Genomic DNA, 15,433 nt, shown 5'->3' with positions numbered 1-15,433 from the left:
ACTCACAGGGTCTGTCCAAATTTTCTGGGTTTGTCCTATTTTTTGTGTAAACCAATTCTCCAGACCTGGAAAAACCAATCTGTCACCTTGTCACGTGGTCACCTTGTCACGTGGTCACTTTGTCAATCGAATCTGAACCACCACGGTGACATAGCCTGATTCGTCATCACGAAGATCTTTCGAACGGCCCAGGTTTTTATCAGTTTCACGACGCGCTGCCGCTGAAAGGGCTTCTTGTTGTTGTTTGGTGATGGTGCCCAAACTCCGGATTTTTGAAAGATAGGCGTCCAGTTGGGAGGCCGGAATCCGTGATGTCACAATCAAATAGGCTGTTCCAGATTGCCTGGACGACAGGACCTGTCCTCCGGTCTGTTGGGTTACCGAGGCCACGCGGGTGCGAGCGGTTTCCGGGTTAGGCGGTACCAGGACCAGTGTCACCGAACGAAGCTGCTGCCGGTCTGATCCTGGGTCGGCTGGTTTGGGAGCATTGGCTCGAAATTCAGAGGCCGCTTTCCGTTTGCGGTCAGGTGATTCCGTTTCGGAAGCGGTAATGGTGGTTGAGGGTTTGGCCGGTCCGGCTCCGGCTGCTCCGGCTGCCCCTGGTGCTGGCGGTGGCGAAGGTGCCGCTACTTTGTTGTACGCAATTGAGTCATCAGCTTTTTTGGGCGCGGCAGATGCCATTTCAGGTTGGGTTTGGGCCACAAGCTCGTCGGCATCCATGCGTTCGTTTTTACCCTCACCAGCTTTTGCCTTTTCTTCCAGTCTGGCGCCAGATGGCGGATGTGCCTGGCCTTCGATGGCGGACTTTTCTTTTTTCAAACCGGCGGCTGGTTGATCCAGTTCGTCACCCAGGGTTGGACCTGGCACCGCCTGGGCCGGGGAAGCGGGTGGCGCTTGTTTAGCCGGAGCTTCTGCGGGTCGGGCTGTACTACCCGTCGGTTCGCTGCTGGGCGCCGCTGGAACCGTGGATGATGCTGGTGCTGCTCCAACCGCTGGTGCCGCCGAATCTTTCTGCATCGCCGTCATTTCCGGCTTTGACAGAAATGTCGGGCGCACTACATACCAGGTTGCGCTAAAGAGCACCATTAGTGCCAGGGCTGAGGCAAAAACTGGCGAGGTCAAGGGTTTGGGCAAAAGAGCGCTCACGTGTTGCCACCAGCGATGCCAAAAGGGCAACTGCTTGCGGGCTCGATCCAGGATAACCTGAGCCGTTGGGAGATGGTGTGGTTCTGGGATGTCCCATTCAGGAGCGGCAAACAGTGAGTTCGCCTGCTGAAATTCAGCCAGGAGTTCGCGGGCTTCGGCTGAATCTTTTAAAAACGATTCGATTTCGCGCTGACGCACATCCGGAAGCGCGCCTTCAACATAGGCTTCCAGGTCTTCGCAAAAGGCTTCGAATTGTTTTTCAGAGTGTTCAGCGGACATAACTTTAGGGCTTAGGGCTTAGGGCTTGGGGAAATCCAAATCCGGCCTCAGGTAAAAAGGTGTTCGAGTCGTTTTTTGAGTTCCAGCTTGCCGCGAAAGATGCGCGATTTTACTGTGCCAACCGCAACATTTAAAATCTCGGCGATTTCCTCATATTTCAGGTCTTCATACTCTTTGAGCAAGATCGCATCCCGGAAATCCGGGTCAATTTCCTTGAGTGCTTCGCGAACCAGACGTGCCCGTTCCCGAGTTTCATAGTCCTGGGCTGGCGAGTCGGTGCTGACGGCTTCTTTGGGTGGCGGCCCGTCTTCTGAGTCGTGGTCCTGTTCGGCGACCATGACCTTGTGTTCACTGCGACGAAGTTCACTGACGGCGCGGTTAAAGGCGATGCGGTAAAAATACGTCTTGACCGATGCTTCTTCACGCCACTCGCGCGCATGCTGCACCACCGCCATAAAGACTTCCTGCGTCAGGTCTTCAGCGCGGGGTGGGTTGCTGATTTTGCGTGCCAGAAAGCGATAAATCAGAACTCGATAGCGATTGTACAGCACGGCAAACGCAGCTTCGTCGCCTCGCTGAAAATCACGCATGAGTTCTTCGTCGGTTTTGCTCATGAATTGGGGTGAATGACGCGCATGCGTTTGACCTGTTTCATCAGCAGGTATGTAGTCGCAGGGCGAAAGAAAAGGTTCCACAAGACGGAGGAAAGAAAGGTAGAGATCAGGATAGGGGGACAACGAGACAAGGAGACAGGGTGACAGGGTGACAGGGTGATCATTGAGAACCTGTTATATTTCATATTGTTACCCTGTCATATGGTCACCTTGTCACCTTGTCACCCTGTCACCTTGTCACTTTGTCACCCTGTCACCTTGTCATATAGTCACTTTGTCATTTACAGAGGGTGACCGCTGACAACCCGGTTTCCGCCAGCCCGTTGTGCCTGGTAGAGCGCCAGTTCAGCCGCGTCAATCAATGACGCTTCGGTGGCGCGTTGTTGAGGGGTCAGTGCCGCCAGACCTAAACTAATGGTGGTGACACCTTTCGGCGAGCGCTGGTTTGGAAGGCTGAGGGCTTCGATTTTGGCGCGGAGTTTTTCAGCCACAATCAATGCCCCATCCGGCGGGGTTTCAGGCAGTAACACAATCAACTGATCATGGTCATAACATCCCAGGAGGTCGCCAGGCCGTTTGAGTTCGTCGTTGAGGGTTTGGGCAATGGCTTTGAGATGATCATCACCTTTTTGATTGCCGAATCCTTCGCGGAATGAGCGGAAATAATCAATATCCACAATCACCAGGGCAATCGGGACGTGATTTCGGGCCGCGCGCCGCCACTCACGATCCAGAAATTTGTCAAACTGACGACGGCTGGCAATGCCGAGCAACGCTAGCATGACTTCGGTATTGGTTTCTTCAGACGGCTTGGATTCGATTGCCGCAAACTGGAATGGGCGCTCCACCGTGGACGCGGGAGCAAAGCTTTCAACTGGCGTAGGGGCTGGTGCCGCAACTGGAGTTGCTGGTACGGCCATCTGGTCTTTCAATCCGGGATGGAGTGTATAGGCTTCATCGCGGAGTTTTTTCGCCTGTTCGGGCTCATTCCTGGCGTCATAGAGTCGGGCAATTTCCAAACACTGGTGGGCTGCCCGCTCTTTGAGACGGCTTGTCAAATAGAGTTCTTTCAGCTTGAGTCGGGCTTCGATGTATTCAGGGTTCCCCGCCACCATGTCTTCAAGCAGTTTCAGCCGGGCGGCCCCAAATTCCGGGTTTTGGGCAATGCTCTGCTCCAGGAGTTCAGCGCTGAATTCATAGCTGATTTCCTCGGCTGACTCGCGTTTGGCTGGCGTTGTAAACGGTGATGCTCCTCCAAAGGGCGATGCCGCACCCCCTGCCGCAAAAGGATTTTCCTGGCTACCGGTTTGAAAGGTTCGCTGCCAGGAACTGAGTGCCGAGGCTGATTCGAATCCCGGTGGAAAATCAGGATTGGTGGCTGATGTTGAAGTTTCCTGGTCTTCGCTTTTCTCCAGGGTATCAAACTGTTCCTTGTGGGCGGCTTCCTTGGGTTCGGCTTCCATCAACTGTTGCAGGGCATAACTGGCTTCGGTTTGAAGTCCCTGGCGAAGCGATGCCTCAACAATGGCATTGAGCGTGGCCACCAGATTTCGTTTTTCACGGACTCGTGAATAGATATTGGCCAGCAATTTCAGCGCTGGCAGGTAGTTTGGGTCTGCTTTGAGGATTTGTTTGAGGAGCCCGGTTGCCTTTTTCTTCTGCTTCTTTTCGAGCAGGGTATCGAGAGAGCGACCAATGAGCGTGATGGCATGGTCAAATTGTTTGTTGTCCGCATAGGCCCGGCCCACCTCCAGCAAGGATTCATACTGATTTGGATCTATGGTGACCAGGTGGGTAAATGTGGCATCGGCTGATTCCAGCATTTTTGCCCCAAGATAGGTCCGTCCCAGCAACTGGATCAGGTCAATGTCATCGGGGGTTCGTTTGAGCAGATAATCAAGCATTCCCAGCGCCGTTTTGATTTCACCCTGGCGAATCAATACCTCAACCAGTGATTTGCGCGCCGGTTTGGAATCCGGATTGATCGAAAGGGCACGCTGAAATGCCTGAACGGCTTCAGTGTCGCGTCCTTTGCGGAAAAACTCCTGGCCCGCTTGCAGGTAAAATTCAAAGGCTTCCTGATTTAACCCTTCCAGGTGATACCCCGCTGCAATTTCAAACCGCAAGACCGCGTTTTCCGGGTCAATATTGGCAATGCGTTCCATCACCCGGAGTGCCTGTCGGTTTTGCCCGCTCTGTCGGTGCAGGTCAATCAAACCAAGGTAGAGTTGACGGGCCTCAACCAGCAGCTTTTGCCTGGTATAGAGATCCGCCAGCGTCAACATAATTTCAATGTTTGACGGATTGAGCTTGAGAATCTTTTTATAGACCGCAATCGCCGTGTTGGTCTGACCCGAATCCCGATAGGATTCGGCCACCCGCAGGAATTGGAGTGCTGCTTCTTCCGGCTGATTGTTTTTGGCGTGCAGGTCGCCAAGGGTATTTAAAATGTTGAGATCGTAGGGGTCTGCATAGGCAATTTTCCGATATTCCTCGATGGCGGCGGCAATTTTGCCCTGCTGGACATACTTCCCAGCCAACTTCAGAGATTTCTCTTTATCGAATGCCATATTGTTTGAGGTTTCCTTCGCGGGAGAGGGGTGGGTATTTGTGTGAGCAGTCAGGCTGCAAAGGTATACAACCCGTTGAACATTGTCAATTTGCAGTTTTTTGTATGCCCAAACAGCTCAGGGACGCACCCGTGAATCTGATGCGTCCCTGATTTTCTTGTGGCTGATCTTTGGGTGTCGGTCGTCACTGTGCTTTCGGCAGCATCGCTGGTGCTGACCAGAGACACCGCAGTTTTTCACTCAGCCCGACACGCGTTCGCATGGTTTCAACCATTTCGACCCAGGCATGAAAATTGGCCCAAACCGGATTGAAGCTTCTGAGCGGCTTGATGATGCCGTAACGCGGCGGTTCAATTTCAGGTGTAAAACTGCCAAACATTCGATCCCAGATGATCAACATGCCGGCATAATTTTTGTCGAGATAGGGCTCGTTGACACCGTGATGAACCCGGTGATGGGCTGGTGTGTTGAGAATGGCTTCTAACGGGCCGAGGGATTTGATGAATTTGGTATGAATCCAAAACTGGTAAATCAAATTGATGGCGTAGGATGTGAGAATCATCACCGGGTCAAACCCCATCAAGACAATCGGTGCATAAAATATCCACGACACCGCACCTCCAAACCAGCTCTGGCGCACAGCCACGCTCAGGTTGTAATGCTCGCTTGAATGATGAACCACGTGAAAATTCCAGAAAAACCGGCTTTCGTGGCTGAAACGGTGAAACCAGTAATAGGCAAAATCAACCAGAATCATCACGATGACCCACGACCACCAGGTTTGGGGGATCCGTAACGGCGTCAGGGTATACACCAGCCAGTAAGCTGGAACCTGAATGAACAGTTTCCAGCCTATATCCATAAACATGCTGACAAACCCGAGTGTGATATTGGTCATGGTGTCTTTGACTTCATACTCGTGGGTCTTTTGCCAGAAGTCATAGAGGGTTTCCAACAGAATCAACAATGCAAATCCAGGTGCCGCAAACCAGATCAAAGTCTTCATAAATCAATTCAGGGGAAGTGATGTCCAGGGAAAGGGTTAGAGCGAAAGAAGGTAGCGCGATACGCATAGTTTACACAATTCGTGAAGACAACATCCAGAGATTTGCCCACATCCGAACCGCGATTCAATCATTGATCTTGAGACTTGCAGAAAGCACTTGGTCCTCAACCGTTTTCAGTTAGAATCGAACTCTTGCGAACTGCGACTCACAACCATTTATCATTCTTTACCCAATTCGAAAAAATTCTTTCTTTGAGGAGACCGATTTTATGGTGACCAGGAAAGTGCCTTCATCTTTTGGGATGAAGCAACGTGTGGTGTTATTTCTGTGTGGAATCGTTTTGTTGCTGTCCGGACAGTACTCACTGACATCCGCCAGTGGGAACGGCGGTCAGGAACGAGAGCTTCCAACGCCGATGTCACAATCCAAAACGCCGGTACCAGCGAAGAAAGGCAGCCCGCTGGCCAACGAGGAAGTCATCCGCCGGTTTGCCGCCAAGGAATCTGAATTTCGCGATGCCCGTGCCAACTACACCTTTCGCCAGGAAGTCCGGATTCAAACCCTGGATTTTGACGACCGTCCGAACGGCGAGTTTTATCGAGTCTCCGATATCTTGTTCACCGACGATGGCCGGCGGACTGAACGCATTGTCCGGTTCCCACAATCAACGTTGCAGGGGTTATTGATCACACCCAACGATTTGCGCGACCTGGCGAGTGTCCAGCCGTTCTCGCTCACGACCGAAGACCTCCCCAAATACAATGTGACCTATGTCAGCAAAGAGCGCCTGGATGAAATTGATACCTATGTCTTTGATGTGCGGCCAAAAAGCATCCCGAAGTATGAACGGGATGGCGGTGAACGGGTGTTTCAAGGCCGTATCTGGGTAGATGACCAGGATTTGATGATTGTGAAAACCTTTGGTAAAGCCTTGCCGGAAGGGAAGGAACGTTTCCCGCGATTTGAAACCTACCGTGAAAATATTGATGGAAAGTACTGGTTCCCAACCTATACCTACGCGCTCGACACGCTTGATTTCGAAGGCGGTTCTTCAATTCGGATGAAAATGGAAGTCCGGTATACCAATTACAAACAGTTTAAGACCGACATCAAGATCCTGGACGATGACGAAGGGTGATAAAGAATGAAGAATTGAGGATGAAGAATAAAGAACTCACCGGCTGGGACGGCTTTCGAGCTTGCCCAGCCGGTTTTTATTTTCTGGGCTCAGAAGTCTCCTCGCTTCAGAGGGGAAAAAAGTACTCTTTCTTTATTTCCTAACTAAGAATTGCTGTCTATCTGTAAATTATTTGTATAAGTATTTGATTCTTTTCGTGTTTTTCGTGTATTTCGTGGTTAAAAATGTCTTGGGATTTTTGGAAGTGGCGTGTGAGTTCAGTTCTTGTCGGGAAGCTTCCAGCCACGCAGTGCATAGTATTTTTCTTTTGGTTCGCCGGTCCATCCGTTGATGCCATGGCGCGGTAGCCACCAGACGTGAATTACAATTGGTCCAGGGAGCAGCAAGGCAATGAAGATAAACGACCATGGGCGTCCAGCGGTGGCTGAAATTAACCCGGTAAGCCCAAGAATAATAAAGACTTTGAGCACACGTCGCCATTTTGGTGTTTCAACTTCAAAGTGCCCAAACAGAATGTTCCCAATGGCAAAAATTGTGGCAACAATTGCAATCTCCAGCCACATAGTTGATCTCCCAGTTGCTCAATTCAGAAAGAATGGATCAATCATCAAAAGCCAGAAATGCCTCAGGCAAAGTCATACACATAGACGGCAATCTCGCGCTCAGAAAGCGTGCGTTTGATAAGCGGTTCAATGTGTTCCCATTTGCCACCCGCCAGCCCACAGCCAATCCGGGGCATATGAACCGAAGCTGAGTGCAGGGTTGCCAGATCCCCAAGTTTACCGAGACATTCGGCCACGGCTTCGTACCGAATTGGAGGCCCTTTACTTCCGGTTTTCATTCCGTGTTGCCCAATCATATTGGCAACCCACAGATATGGCTCAACCTGAATCAGTTGGACGGCGCCCAGTGCAAAGTCGTTGGAGGCTCGCTCGCGGTGCCAGGTTCGATAGGCTGCTTCAGGAGCTGGCCACCGGCGTGAAATCGCCAGTACAAATCCGCGCCCCCAACCGCCAATATCATTGCAAATGTGGGCAATGATTTTATTTCCTTTGGCTTGCGGAGAGGTTGCGTCTCCCTGGAGATATTGAATTGCAGTCATACATCATCAGAAATTCGGGGTGGGAAAAAGTAGTTTAATCCCGCACAATGCGAGCTTCTTTCACGATACCACTCTCAGTACATTTGAGGACCAGCCATTCGCTGTCAATGCTGATGAAGCCTCGCTCCGCACCAAGCCAGTAGACAAGGTCGTACTCATTGAACTTATCTGTTTGCGAAGGTGCGCCGAGCATTGCCAGGATTTCGGGTTTCGGCTTCCCAACCAGTACTTTTGATTGAACCAGTTGATCCGCCATCCGAAGTCGCGGCGCATCCGGTGAAAACTCAGCCTGCTCGCCTTGTCGCCAAACAACTGGATCAAAAGCAGTTGGACCATAGTTGCAATACCAGAAGACACTGGCGCCAGGCAAAGCTACTGCAATTACGACCAGAACAACGCGGAAGGCTTTTGGTATTTTCATGGTTGTGACCGTTGGGAATGAATCAACTGAGGTGATTGGAAAGTTAAAGGTTCTGCGGTTTGAGCCACCGCTGAAAGAATCCATACCGACGAGCGACCAGCGCTCCACTGCCCACGGCCATGCATCGCAACGTGCCAATTGTCAGGATATGTTTCGTGACGGTCGCTATTCCAGCCACGGTTCCAGCCCAGAGATTATTTTCCGGGAAAGCCTGTAGCATCCACAAAATACACAAGTTTTCCACGTAGTCGGCGCTGGCAATTCCGACTGGCAGGAGGTTGACGTGCATCCAGCGCGAGTTGGGGCCAAAGGCTTTGCGGGCAATCAACGTCAGCATCCACGCCAGCCCAAAGCCGTACATCAGCGGAAAGAAGAAATCAAAGATCAGGTAATTGCGATAAAACGCACGGCCAGCATCCCCATAACTGGCCAAAATTTGAGTCGCTTCGTGACCGGAATAATACAGCTTCAGGTCCAGCAAACCCTGACCGCCGCTCAGTTTGATGAGTTCAGAATTGGAAATTGGGAGGCTTGAAAAATTGAACACCCAGAGCAACACAGTTGCCAGAATCAAAAAGCAAACCATAACGGGTGTTGAGTACCAACGGGCAATGGTTGTGCTGATGATTCGGATCATAGGGTTCTCTGTGAGCGGTTTTTCTCAGCTCAAAGGATTTGGGGGTGTCGTGCCGGGTAGGATAGTGAATGTCTATGGTTTCTTGGTCATAGCCTGATGGCAGACCATAACCCTGTCAACCGTATGCCGGAAGGTTCTCTCTATGGGAAAAACAATGGGTCGGTGCGCAGGGCATTAAGGCACTGATCCAAAGAGCATTTCTGGTGTGTTTCAAACCACTGCCCTGTATGCCTCAGGTAAGCCAGGTTAAAGCGATTGTCACCGACATATTCCCAGCGGGCAAAACGACTTTCAAATGTTGGAGCCATCGCATTTGGTGACGGGCAAGTATACTCAGCACAGAAATATAAATAGCGCTGGTGCCATTTAAGATACAGATTGGTGATGTAATTCCAGGTCGCATCCACGGGAGGCTCCTTAATGTGCTTGGGTTTGAGTTCCTCGATAAGTTTTTCACAGGCATTGGTGACTTCTACTTTGAAATCATCGGTCATCTTTGATTTGGCTGGGATTGGGGGTGAAGATACCCATCCCCGAATTGCTTTACTTGGGGTTTTCGGCATCGTGTTCTCCTTGTCTACTACCAGGATTTGAAGGTGTCGTTGTAAATCTCGTTGAGTGTGTCGTGAAATCCCCATCCAATATTTTGGGTATCCTCAACAATCTGCTCGCAACGGGCTTCAAACACGTCTTCAAGATTATGTTTCACGATAAATTCGACGGCTCTCAAATACATGGTTTCCATGCTGTTGTAGAAAGCCTCATTAATGTCACCATAGGCATTGGTATACCCAACTCCAATTTCGACATAGTACAGCATCAGGTCTGCCAGTGACGTAGGGGGCGGACCAATTTTCTTGTAGTCCATCACGGCTTTTCTGGCGACAGAAAGCCTGGCTTCCCCATACCCACGTGCCGGGAGAAATTCATCTTTGATGATTGCCTTGTACTTCTTTATCACGGTGGAAGTATCTTCCGGTGCAAGTTTGGTCTGGTAGTAATCCCGCACCGGCTCAAACCTGGAAAAAAGTTCAGCAATTTCACTGACAAGTTGTTCGTGCGAAGCACCTTTCAGGTACTTTTTCAACGTGGTGATAGATAAATCCTTGTTTTTCATAGCGATATGGAAAGAGGAAGAGATGGAATCAAGTGGTGCAAAAAATATTGAGCAGGTTTGTGATTTGAGCTTTCAGTTTGCGAATGGCTTCGTCTATCGTTTGACAGGGGGCGGTATCAACCAAAAAAGCATCACCTTCCTCAGTGCTGGACCAGAGATAGACGGGTTTCCCAACGCTCAAATACCCACGCCAGGTGAGATCAAACGTATCAAACGTGATAAAGAAACGTCTTGCCCTAAGCTTTTCAGGTTCAAGGGTATAACACGCCCAAATCGAAAATCCAAAGTACTCGTCATTCTCTTCATTATTAAATTGCCAATCGGTTAGATTTGGGAACGCAGTTTTTACCTGACTGATGACTTGTTGGATCTCAGGTTCAGTCAGTACCATCTTTTCGTTTTCCTCACTTTCACATTTTGCGGTGTTTTTCTGGCCTGGAAAAGAGCAGGTGATTACCCAATTAAAGTTTTGATTTTATTGAGGATTTCATCCATTGTGGTTTGTGGGAGATGATCAATGAACTCCACTCGACGTGCTTTCCAATCAAGACTCTTCACCTGGTCAGATAAAGCAACCCCCTTGATCTTTAAATGACCTGGGATTGCCACCTCAAATGGGTAGCCCTTGACCTGGTTGGTAATCGGGCAAAACAACGCCAGGCCAACCTTCTGATTATAGGCTAGCGGAGAAATCACAACGGCTGGGCGTTTTCCAGCCTGTTCGTGGCCTGCCTGGGGATCAAAATTGAGCCATACAAGATCGCCTCGATGTGGAACATAACTCATGCTCACCACACCTCATTTCCTTCCGGCGAGCCGAAGTCAATTTCAGAATGGAGATTTTCCGCCGTCACTCCAGCCAATAAGTGATCAAGCGCGTAATCAGCTTTGGCAACTGGTTCGATAACCATTTTGCCATCAATCAGTTGAAGTTCAACCATCGTTCCTTGATCAATTTTGGTTTCAACGGCAAACGATTTAGGGATACGCAGAGCAAGACTATTGCCCCATTTTTGGACCTGAATTTTCATGATAAGACTCCTTTGTATCAACAAAGAAGATACGCTGGCGGTGTGAATTTGACAAGGTGTGATTTGGCGAGTGATTGAGTCGGTCAAAGCGGACTTATACCATTTTGGAATGGTGACCTTGTATGAGCAAATAGCTAAATTATTGAAAAAATTGTATTTCCCTGACCTCTGGCCCCGATACCCTGACCCCTAAATGGTATTAGTCATCTTTATATCGTGCACTGAGTCGAGGAAACAGTTGTGGCAGGTCTTCTTCCTTCCAATCAGGATCTGTCGGCCAGACCTCCCCAATATCACCCGGATCAATCATTGACTCAAAGTCTTCATCTGTTTTTTCCCGATACACATTGACTGCAGCATAGAGAACTTCCTCAGCCTCAGCGTCCGAATTGATCTGGTCGCAGACTTCGACCAGTGAATCTGGATCCGTCAGCGCTTTTTCATACACCTCTTTGCCCTGCATCACCAGCCACGACCGAAAGTAATAAAATCCGTCTCCCGAAGCACCTCCGTTGATAATGTAGGCTGCACCCCAGAGTTGGTTGAGATATGCCTGGGCGACGAGTTCTCTGAGATGATAGTCAAATTCAACCAAATCAGTGAGTTCCAGCTTCTCTAAGTGAGGAATGAGGATTGATTCAAATTGTGTTTCATCATTCCTGGCTTCGGTTCGAACCGTATTAATTAATTGCCAGAAGGCATCTCGTTCCATTTTGGTTCCTCATTTTGTATCAAACTCGGTTTTGTACCCAATCCACCGATTTTCAAATGACCTTTTTTGCACATATATTCGCTGACATTTTGGGCACTGGTACACGCTCAGGCCATACTCAAATGCAAATTTTGAGTAAATATCATCAATGATAGCTGCATCATCCAGGTCAACTGGATACTCAGTGGAAAAGAAAGATCTCAGCCACCAATCCCGCTGATAACTGGCACGCACTGCGAGAAAGTCACGCACGGCGCTTGTTGCTTGAACATGTATCGCTTCCTGATCTGCTTCCCAGTAAAGCATACCGGCACCATCAGTTGGATAGGTCGTGTCACGAATTACGTGACCACATTCACAGGTAAAAGTTCCCATGTCAAAATCTTTCAAGAAGAGTGCGATAACTTGATGCCACACTCCACAGCATAAAACCCCTGGATTTGATCAGGTCTGGTCATCTCCATACATTTGAATGATTGTCTCAACAGGTTTGTGCTCCCACTCCTCAGATGCACGGGATAGGTTTTGCAGCCGGATAAGGGATGCTTCATTCGCTTCATCACACGGAGCCAGTTCGTGGCGAAGCGCTTTTAATAGATGAAGGTGCGCTGTTCGAACTCGTTCTGCGGCTCGTTGGATTTTCTCAAGCTTCAGATTGCATTTTATTGCATGACGAAGTTCTTCTTCACGTCGCTCCAGGATCAATGTTTTTCGAAAGCCAGGAAAAGGAGAAAGATATTGCATCGCTGTTTTTGGTACCAGTCCAAAGGAGCGGCCAGATGGTTTAGTTGGATATTTAGCATCTCAGTTATAGCTCAGGCTCACCAGACCTCATTCCCTTCCGGCGAGCTGAAGTCAATTTCAGAGTGGAGATTTTCCGCCGTCACTCTGGCCAATAACTGATCAAGTAAGTAATTGATCTCGGTAACTGGTTCGATAACCAGTTTGCCATCAATTAGTTAAAGTTCCACTATCGTTCCTTGATCAATTTTGGTCTCAATGGCAAACGATTTAGGAATGCGCAACGCAAGACTATTGCCCCATTTTTGAACCTGAATTTTCATGACGGTACTCTTTTGTATCAACAAAGAAGATATGTTGATAAAGTGGAATTGACAAGGCAGGATTTATTGGAAATTTGCCTCGGCCTGACCAGTTGGTTGATTTCCTGATCCAGCCTCAACCTGATCCAGAAACTCAATGGTTAGAACTGGTTGACTTGCTGAAGGTCTGGAGGGCCAGATGTAGTGAATGGAAACCCGCTCATAGCCATAGTAAGTTGAGCAGGACCCACCGGAGCAAAGAGTTATGCCATGGAATTGATTTTTTGCTCCCCGGAGTTCACGAGGAACCAGTTCGTCAATAAGTTCTTTGACCACTGTCTCATTTAGAGAAACCCAGGAACCAATAGATTCGCCAGTGAGGTGAATTGGGACAATGTGATACTTTTTGATATGACCGGCTGTATTTCGAATCACAGTAATAGCCAGCCCAGGACGGAGTTCGTACACTTCCAGCTTCTTTCCCAAAAAGGGAACTTCGGCATTCGGTTCCTGAGAAAAGACCGGCACTGAACCTGTTATCAAACAAACACATATCAACACTATTCTCAGAGTGATCTGGTTCATAAAACCCTTTCTTGAGCAGTGGTTTGAATGCCTTTGGCAGTGTAGTTTTTGGAAAAGGTACACTCTGTGAGCCAGAGTGTACCTTCAGTCAGTTTCATTCTCTAAAAGTAATGGTCACGGAGCGAGCCATCAAACCTGCCGGTGGCAAGACAGCAGTGTTTGAAATCGGTGACCAGAGCCGCATGGGCAGAGGTCGTTTCGGCCAAGTTTTTCCTGAAGCTCTTTCTCTGTGTGAACAACACGATGCCCACGCTTCACGTGGGTTTCGGATGGGAAGCCCTTGCGTCGTTTGCTTGAGGGCTCAAAAGCAGTACATTTCCTCGAATTCGTTGGTATCCATAACCATATCCTCCTTGAAAAGATGGATTTGCCGCATTTTCAGGGCAGGGCAGTGTAGCAAATGATTGACATCATTGCCCACACTTTTTGATTTTCGTCACTGTTTCTCATTGCCCATTTATCAGCCGACTGGGTACTTTGTTGTCCCAATGAGAGAGCAATCCAGTCATTGAGAGAGTGGCTTTGTCCACACCAGCGAATACCGCCAAAGAAGATGACGATAGCCAGTTGCTCCCGGCAGAAGCGTATGACAGAGTTCTTTAACTTCGTTCATTGTCAGGTACTGTTCTCCCTGGGCATGTTCCTGCCAGGCAGTTCGGCTCTCGCGTCTTTGACGAAACTGGCCTGTGTACCACAGGTTTCGCCAGGTCGTGACGCCCAGGGCTACGACAGATAACATCCGTTCAATCAAAGTTGCATCAGTCCGCAAGTCCTGGATAATGAGCGTACCGCCCGGCTTGAGAATCGTTTTCATTCGTGTCAGCGCTGATTGAAGTTCAAAATGGTGAAGCGTTGCAAGTGACACTACACAATCAAAAGATTCAGTCTCAAAAGGAAATTCAAAGAAGTCCCCGCAATGGTATTCAATATTTTCCAGCACTGGTTGTTGTGCTCGAGCAATCCGAATCATTTCGGGAGACAGATCAATGCCAGTAACACGTTCTGCACGTGTTGCCAGTAACCGCGCAAAATTACCTGTACCACATCCGACATCAAGCACATGTGCGCAATTCTTCGGCACTTGTTGGAGTAAAAATACCTGATACAGAATCGGATGCGGAGGATCGCTTTCTGTGAGCTGTGCGATTCGGTTGAAGTCTGATTGTATTTTTTCGACAGAATCCGCCATAGAAAGAGGTTAACTCTGGCACTGAAGTTCCCTGGATACAAACAATAAGCCATATCTGGGAGGAGAGCCTTATCACAGCCCTTCAATAAAACCTGTTTGTTCAAGTTGCGGCAAAACCAGTTCGGCCAGTCTGGCAATGTTGCGGGCATCGTTAATCCCGCGATGATGGGTTCCTTTGAGCGTGAGCCCCGCGTGAGCCAGAGCTTTGGCCATTCCACACGGACGGATTCCAAACACTCGCGCAAACTCTTTTTTCAGATTGACATGCCGCTCAAAAGTCTCAGGAAAGGGAACCTTGTGGCGCAGGCAGTCAGTGCGAAATTGACCCAGGTCATAGGCGCCCCACGAACACAGCACAAACGGTTCTGGCCCAATCCAGTCGAGAAAGTCGGCAAAAACCGTTGGAAACGTCTCTGCCGCATCAACCTCCGCCTGAGTAATGGAGGTGAGTTGGGTGCAGAAGTCGCTGAGGGTTGGTTCGACAATCGGACGCACAAATCGCCCGAATTCATCCGTATCAGGCCCCACCGCCGAAGCCAGATGAACCGCCCCAATCTCAATGATTTCCATCCGGTCGGGTCGGCGGGTATTTTCCCAGCAGGTGGCTTCCAGATCAACAATCACGTAGCGCATAAAGTTAAACTCAACGGTTGTGTAACCCATTGAACCACAAAGGTTCAGACAGCATGCCTGGAACTGAATAACGTGAGTTCGACGTAAGAAAAACGAAAAAATAACCAACAACTCTCATTTTTGGTATCATTTACAAAATGAAAATTCGGTGGTGGACACCAAAAAGGAGAGTGTTGGTATGATGTTGATAGATCTTTTTTGCGCGATTG

The 15,433-nt window shown here is 49.2% G+C and carries 20 protein-coding genes and 2 pseudogenes; 2 read left to right on the top strand and 20 right to left on the bottom strand.

The genetic code is table 11. The features are described 5' to 3' along the window. Window positions 1-114 precede the first annotated feature (114 nt). The 4 genes from HY774_02470 to HY774_02455 form a co-directional block, all read right to left on the bottom strand. Window positions 115-1,425 (bottom strand): DUF4349 domain-containing protein, encoded by a 1,311-nt coding sequence (locus HY774_02470; GenBank protein MBI4747322.1) that lies wholly within the window; start codon window positions 1,423-1,425, stop codon window positions 115-117. Window positions 1,426-1,472: 47 nt separating this feature from the next. Further along, complete coding sequence (locus HY774_02465) at window positions 1,473-2,039, bottom strand: sigma-70 family RNA polymerase sigma factor (GenBank protein ID MBI4747321.1); 567 nt, start codon at window positions 2,037-2,039, stop codon at window positions 1,473-1,475. Between the two features lie 281 nt (window positions 2,040-2,320). Beyond that, on the bottom strand, window positions 2,321-4,609 hold the full coding sequence (locus HY774_02460) for a diguanylate cyclase (GenBank protein MBI4747320.1): 2,289 nt from the start codon (window positions 4,607-4,609) through the stop codon (window positions 2,321-2,323). 184 nt (window positions 4,610-4,793) lie between these two features. Continuing rightward, complete coding sequence (locus HY774_02455) at window positions 4,794-5,615, bottom strand: sterol desaturase family protein (GenBank protein ID MBI4747319.1); 822 nt, start codon at window positions 5,613-5,615, stop codon at window positions 4,794-4,796. 269 nt (window positions 5,616-5,884) lie between these two features. Between HY774_02455 and HY774_02450 the strand changes: the two genes are divergently transcribed. Continuing rightward, window positions 5,885-6,754 (top strand): hypothetical protein, encoded by an 870-nt coding sequence (locus tag HY774_02450; protein MBI4747318.1) that lies wholly within the window; start codon window positions 5,885-5,887, stop codon window positions 6,752-6,754. Between the two features lie 257 nt (window positions 6,755-7,011). Here HY774_02450 and HY774_02445 read toward each other — a convergent pair whose 3' ends face one another. The 11 genes from HY774_02445 to HY774_02395 all read right to left on the bottom strand — a co-directional run bounded on the left by HY774_02445 (window position 7,012) and on the right by HY774_02395 (window position 12,191). Continuing rightward, on the bottom strand, window positions 7,012-7,317 hold the full coding sequence (locus tag HY774_02445; GenBank protein MBI4747317.1) for a hypothetical protein: 306 nt from the start codon (window positions 7,315-7,317) through the stop codon (window positions 7,012-7,014). Between the two features lie 62 nt (window positions 7,318-7,379). Next, window positions 7,380-7,856 carry a macro domain-containing protein gene (locus HY774_02440; GenBank protein MBI4747316.1) on the bottom strand — a complete coding sequence of 159 codons (477 nt, stop codon included), beginning with the start codon at window positions 7,854-7,856 and terminating at the stop codon, window positions 7,380-7,382. A 34-nt stretch (window positions 7,857-7,890) separates the two neighbouring features. Then, window positions 7,891-8,277 carry a hypothetical protein gene (locus HY774_02435; GenBank protein MBI4747315.1) on the bottom strand — a complete coding sequence of 129 codons (387 nt, stop codon included), beginning with the start codon at window positions 8,275-8,277 and terminating at the stop codon, window positions 7,891-7,893. A 43-nt stretch (window positions 8,278-8,320) separates the two neighbouring features. Next, window positions 8,321-8,914, bottom strand: coding sequence for a hypothetical protein (locus tag HY774_02430; protein ID MBI4747314.1), 594 nt, complete (start codon window positions 8,912-8,914; stop codon window positions 8,321-8,323). 140 nt (window positions 8,915-9,054) lie between these two features. Next, window positions 9,055-9,408, bottom strand: coding sequence for a hypothetical protein (locus tag HY774_02425; GenBank protein ID MBI4747313.1), 354 nt, complete (start codon window positions 9,406-9,408; stop codon window positions 9,055-9,057). 86 nt (window positions 9,409-9,494) lie between these two features. After that, window positions 9,495-10,031: a hypothetical protein gene (locus HY774_02420; GenBank protein MBI4747312.1), complete on the bottom strand. Its 537-nt coding sequence runs from the start codon at window positions 10,029-10,031 to the stop codon at window positions 9,495-9,497. A gap of 28 nt (window positions 10,032-10,059) precedes the next feature. Continuing rightward, complete coding sequence (locus HY774_02415) at window positions 10,060-10,422, bottom strand: hypothetical protein (GenBank protein ID MBI4747311.1); 363 nt, start codon at window positions 10,420-10,422, stop codon at window positions 10,060-10,062. Window positions 10,423-10,484: 62 nt separating this feature from the next. Further along, the gene (mazF, locus tag HY774_02410; protein MBI4747310.1) at window positions 10,485-10,817 is read right to left on the bottom strand and encodes an endoribonuclease MazF; all 333 of its coding nucleotides are present in this window, start codon (window positions 10,815-10,817) and stop codon (window positions 10,485-10,487) included. A gap of 2 nt (window positions 10,818-10,819) precedes the next feature. Further along, window positions 10,820-11,062 carry an AbrB/MazE/SpoVT family DNA-binding domain-containing protein gene (locus HY774_02405; GenBank protein MBI4747309.1) on the bottom strand — a complete coding sequence of 81 codons (243 nt, stop codon included), beginning with the start codon at window positions 11,060-11,062 and terminating at the stop codon, window positions 10,820-10,822. 199 nt (window positions 11,063-11,261) lie between these two features. Then, window positions 11,262-11,774: a DUF4240 domain-containing protein gene (locus tag HY774_02400; GenBank protein MBI4747308.1), complete on the bottom strand. Its 513-nt coding sequence runs from the start codon at window positions 11,772-11,774 to the stop codon at window positions 11,262-11,264. A gap of 9 nt (window positions 11,775-11,783) precedes the next feature. Next, window positions 11,784-12,191: a hypothetical protein gene (locus tag HY774_02395; protein MBI4747307.1), complete on the bottom strand. Its 408-nt coding sequence runs from the start codon at window positions 12,189-12,191 to the stop codon at window positions 11,784-11,786. A 125-nt stretch (window positions 12,192-12,316) separates the two neighbouring features. On the opposite strand from HY774_02395, the gene HY774_02390 reads away from it, so the two are divergent. Further along, entirely contained in the window at window positions 12,317-12,562 is a 246-nt protein-coding gene (locus HY774_02390) for a hypothetical protein (GenBank protein ID MBI4747306.1), read from the top strand. Window positions 12,563-12,595: 33 nt separating this feature from the next. Here the strand turns inward: HY774_02390 and HY774_02385 are convergent. The 5 genes and pseudogenes from HY774_02385 to HY774_02365 form a co-directional block, all read right to left on the bottom strand. Then, window positions 12,596-12,838 (bottom strand): annotated as a pseudogene (locus HY774_02385) (AbrB/MazE/SpoVT family DNA-binding domain-containing protein). A gap of 63 nt (window positions 12,839-12,901) precedes the next feature. After that, window positions 12,902-13,345: a hypothetical protein gene (locus tag HY774_02380; GenBank protein ID MBI4747305.1), complete on the bottom strand. Its 444-nt coding sequence runs from the start codon at window positions 13,343-13,345 to the stop codon at window positions 12,902-12,904. 158 nt (window positions 13,346-13,503) lie between these two features. Then, a pseudogene (locus HY774_02375) lies at window positions 13,504-13,738 on the bottom strand (SEC-C domain-containing protein). A 169-nt stretch (window positions 13,739-13,907) separates the two neighbouring features. Beyond that, complete coding sequence (locus tag HY774_02370) at window positions 13,908-14,591, bottom strand: class I SAM-dependent methyltransferase (GenBank protein MBI4747304.1); 684 nt, start codon at window positions 14,589-14,591, stop codon at window positions 13,908-13,910. Between the two features lie 72 nt (window positions 14,592-14,663). Further along, window positions 14,664-15,224, bottom strand: coding sequence for an exonuclease domain-containing protein (locus tag HY774_02365; protein ID MBI4747303.1), 561 nt, complete (start codon window positions 15,222-15,224; stop codon window positions 14,664-14,666). Window positions 15,225-15,433 lie beyond the last annotated feature (209 nt).

Source organism: Acidobacteriota bacterium (genome assembly GCA_016208495.1).
Lineage (GTDB): Bacteria > Acidobacteriota > Blastocatellia > Chloracidobacteriales > Chloracidobacteriaceae > JACQXX01.
This window is presented reverse-complemented; position numbering and strand designations above follow the sequence as displayed.

Coding starts and splice junctions, on each gene's coding strand:
- HY774_02470 (MBI4747322.1), bottom strand. CDS start 1,425: ATGTCCGCTGAACACTCTGAAAAACAATTCGAAGCCTTTTGCGAAGAC.
- HY774_02465 (MBI4747321.1), bottom strand. CDS start 2,039: ATGAGCAAAACCGACGAAGAACTCATGCGTGATTTTCAGCGAGGCGAC.
- HY774_02460 (MBI4747320.1), bottom strand. CDS start 4,609: ATGGCATTCGATAAAGAGAAATCTCTGAAGTTGGCTGGGAAGTATGTC.
- HY774_02455 (MBI4747319.1), bottom strand. CDS start 5,615: ATGAAGACTTTGATCTGGTTTGCGGCACCTGGATTTGCATTGTTGATT.
- HY774_02450 (MBI4747318.1), top strand. CDS start 5,885: ATGGTGACCAGGAAAGTGCCTTCATCTTTTGGGATGAAGCAACGTGTG.
- HY774_02445 (MBI4747317.1), bottom strand. CDS start 7,317: ATGTGGCTGGAGATTGCAATTGTTGCCACAATTTTTGCCATTGGGAAC.
- HY774_02440 (MBI4747316.1), bottom strand. CDS start 7,856: ATGACTGCAATTCAATATCTCCAGGGAGACGCAACCTCTCCGCAAGCC.
- HY774_02435 (MBI4747315.1), bottom strand. CDS start 8,277: ATGAAAATACCAAAAGCCTTCCGCGTTGTTCTGGTCGTAATTGCAGTA.
- HY774_02430 (MBI4747314.1), bottom strand. CDS start 8,914: ATGATCCGAATCATCAGCACAACCATTGCCCGTTGGTACTCAACACCC.
- HY774_02425 (MBI4747313.1), bottom strand. CDS start 9,408: ATGACCGATGATTTCAAAGTAGAAGTCACCAATGCCTGTGAAAAACTT.
- HY774_02420 (MBI4747312.1), bottom strand. CDS start 10,031: ATGAAAAACAAGGATTTATCTATCACCACGTTGAAAAAGTACCTGAAA.
- HY774_02415 (MBI4747311.1), bottom strand. CDS start 10,422: ATGGTACTGACTGAACCTGAGATCCAACAAGTCATCAGTCAGGTAAAA.
- mazF (MBI4747310.1), bottom strand. CDS start 10,817: ATGAGTTATGTTCCACATCGAGGCGATCTTGTATGGCTCAATTTTGAT.
- HY774_02405 (MBI4747309.1), bottom strand. CDS start 11,062: ATGAAAATTCAGGTCCAAAAATGGGGCAATAGTCTTGCTCTGCGTATC.
- HY774_02400 (MBI4747308.1), bottom strand. CDS start 11,774: ATGGAACGAGATGCCTTCTGGCAATTAATTAATACGGTTCGAACCGAA.
- HY774_02390 (MBI4747306.1), top strand. CDS start 12,317: ATGCTTCATTCGCTTCATCACACGGAGCCAGTTCGTGGCGAAGCGCTT.
- HY774_02370 (MBI4747304.1), bottom strand. CDS start 14,591: ATGGCGGATTCTGTCGAAAAAATACAATCAGACTTCAACCGAATCGCA.
- HY774_02365 (MBI4747303.1), bottom strand. CDS start 15,224: ATGCGCTACGTGATTGTTGATCTGGAAGCCACCTGCTGGGAAAATACC.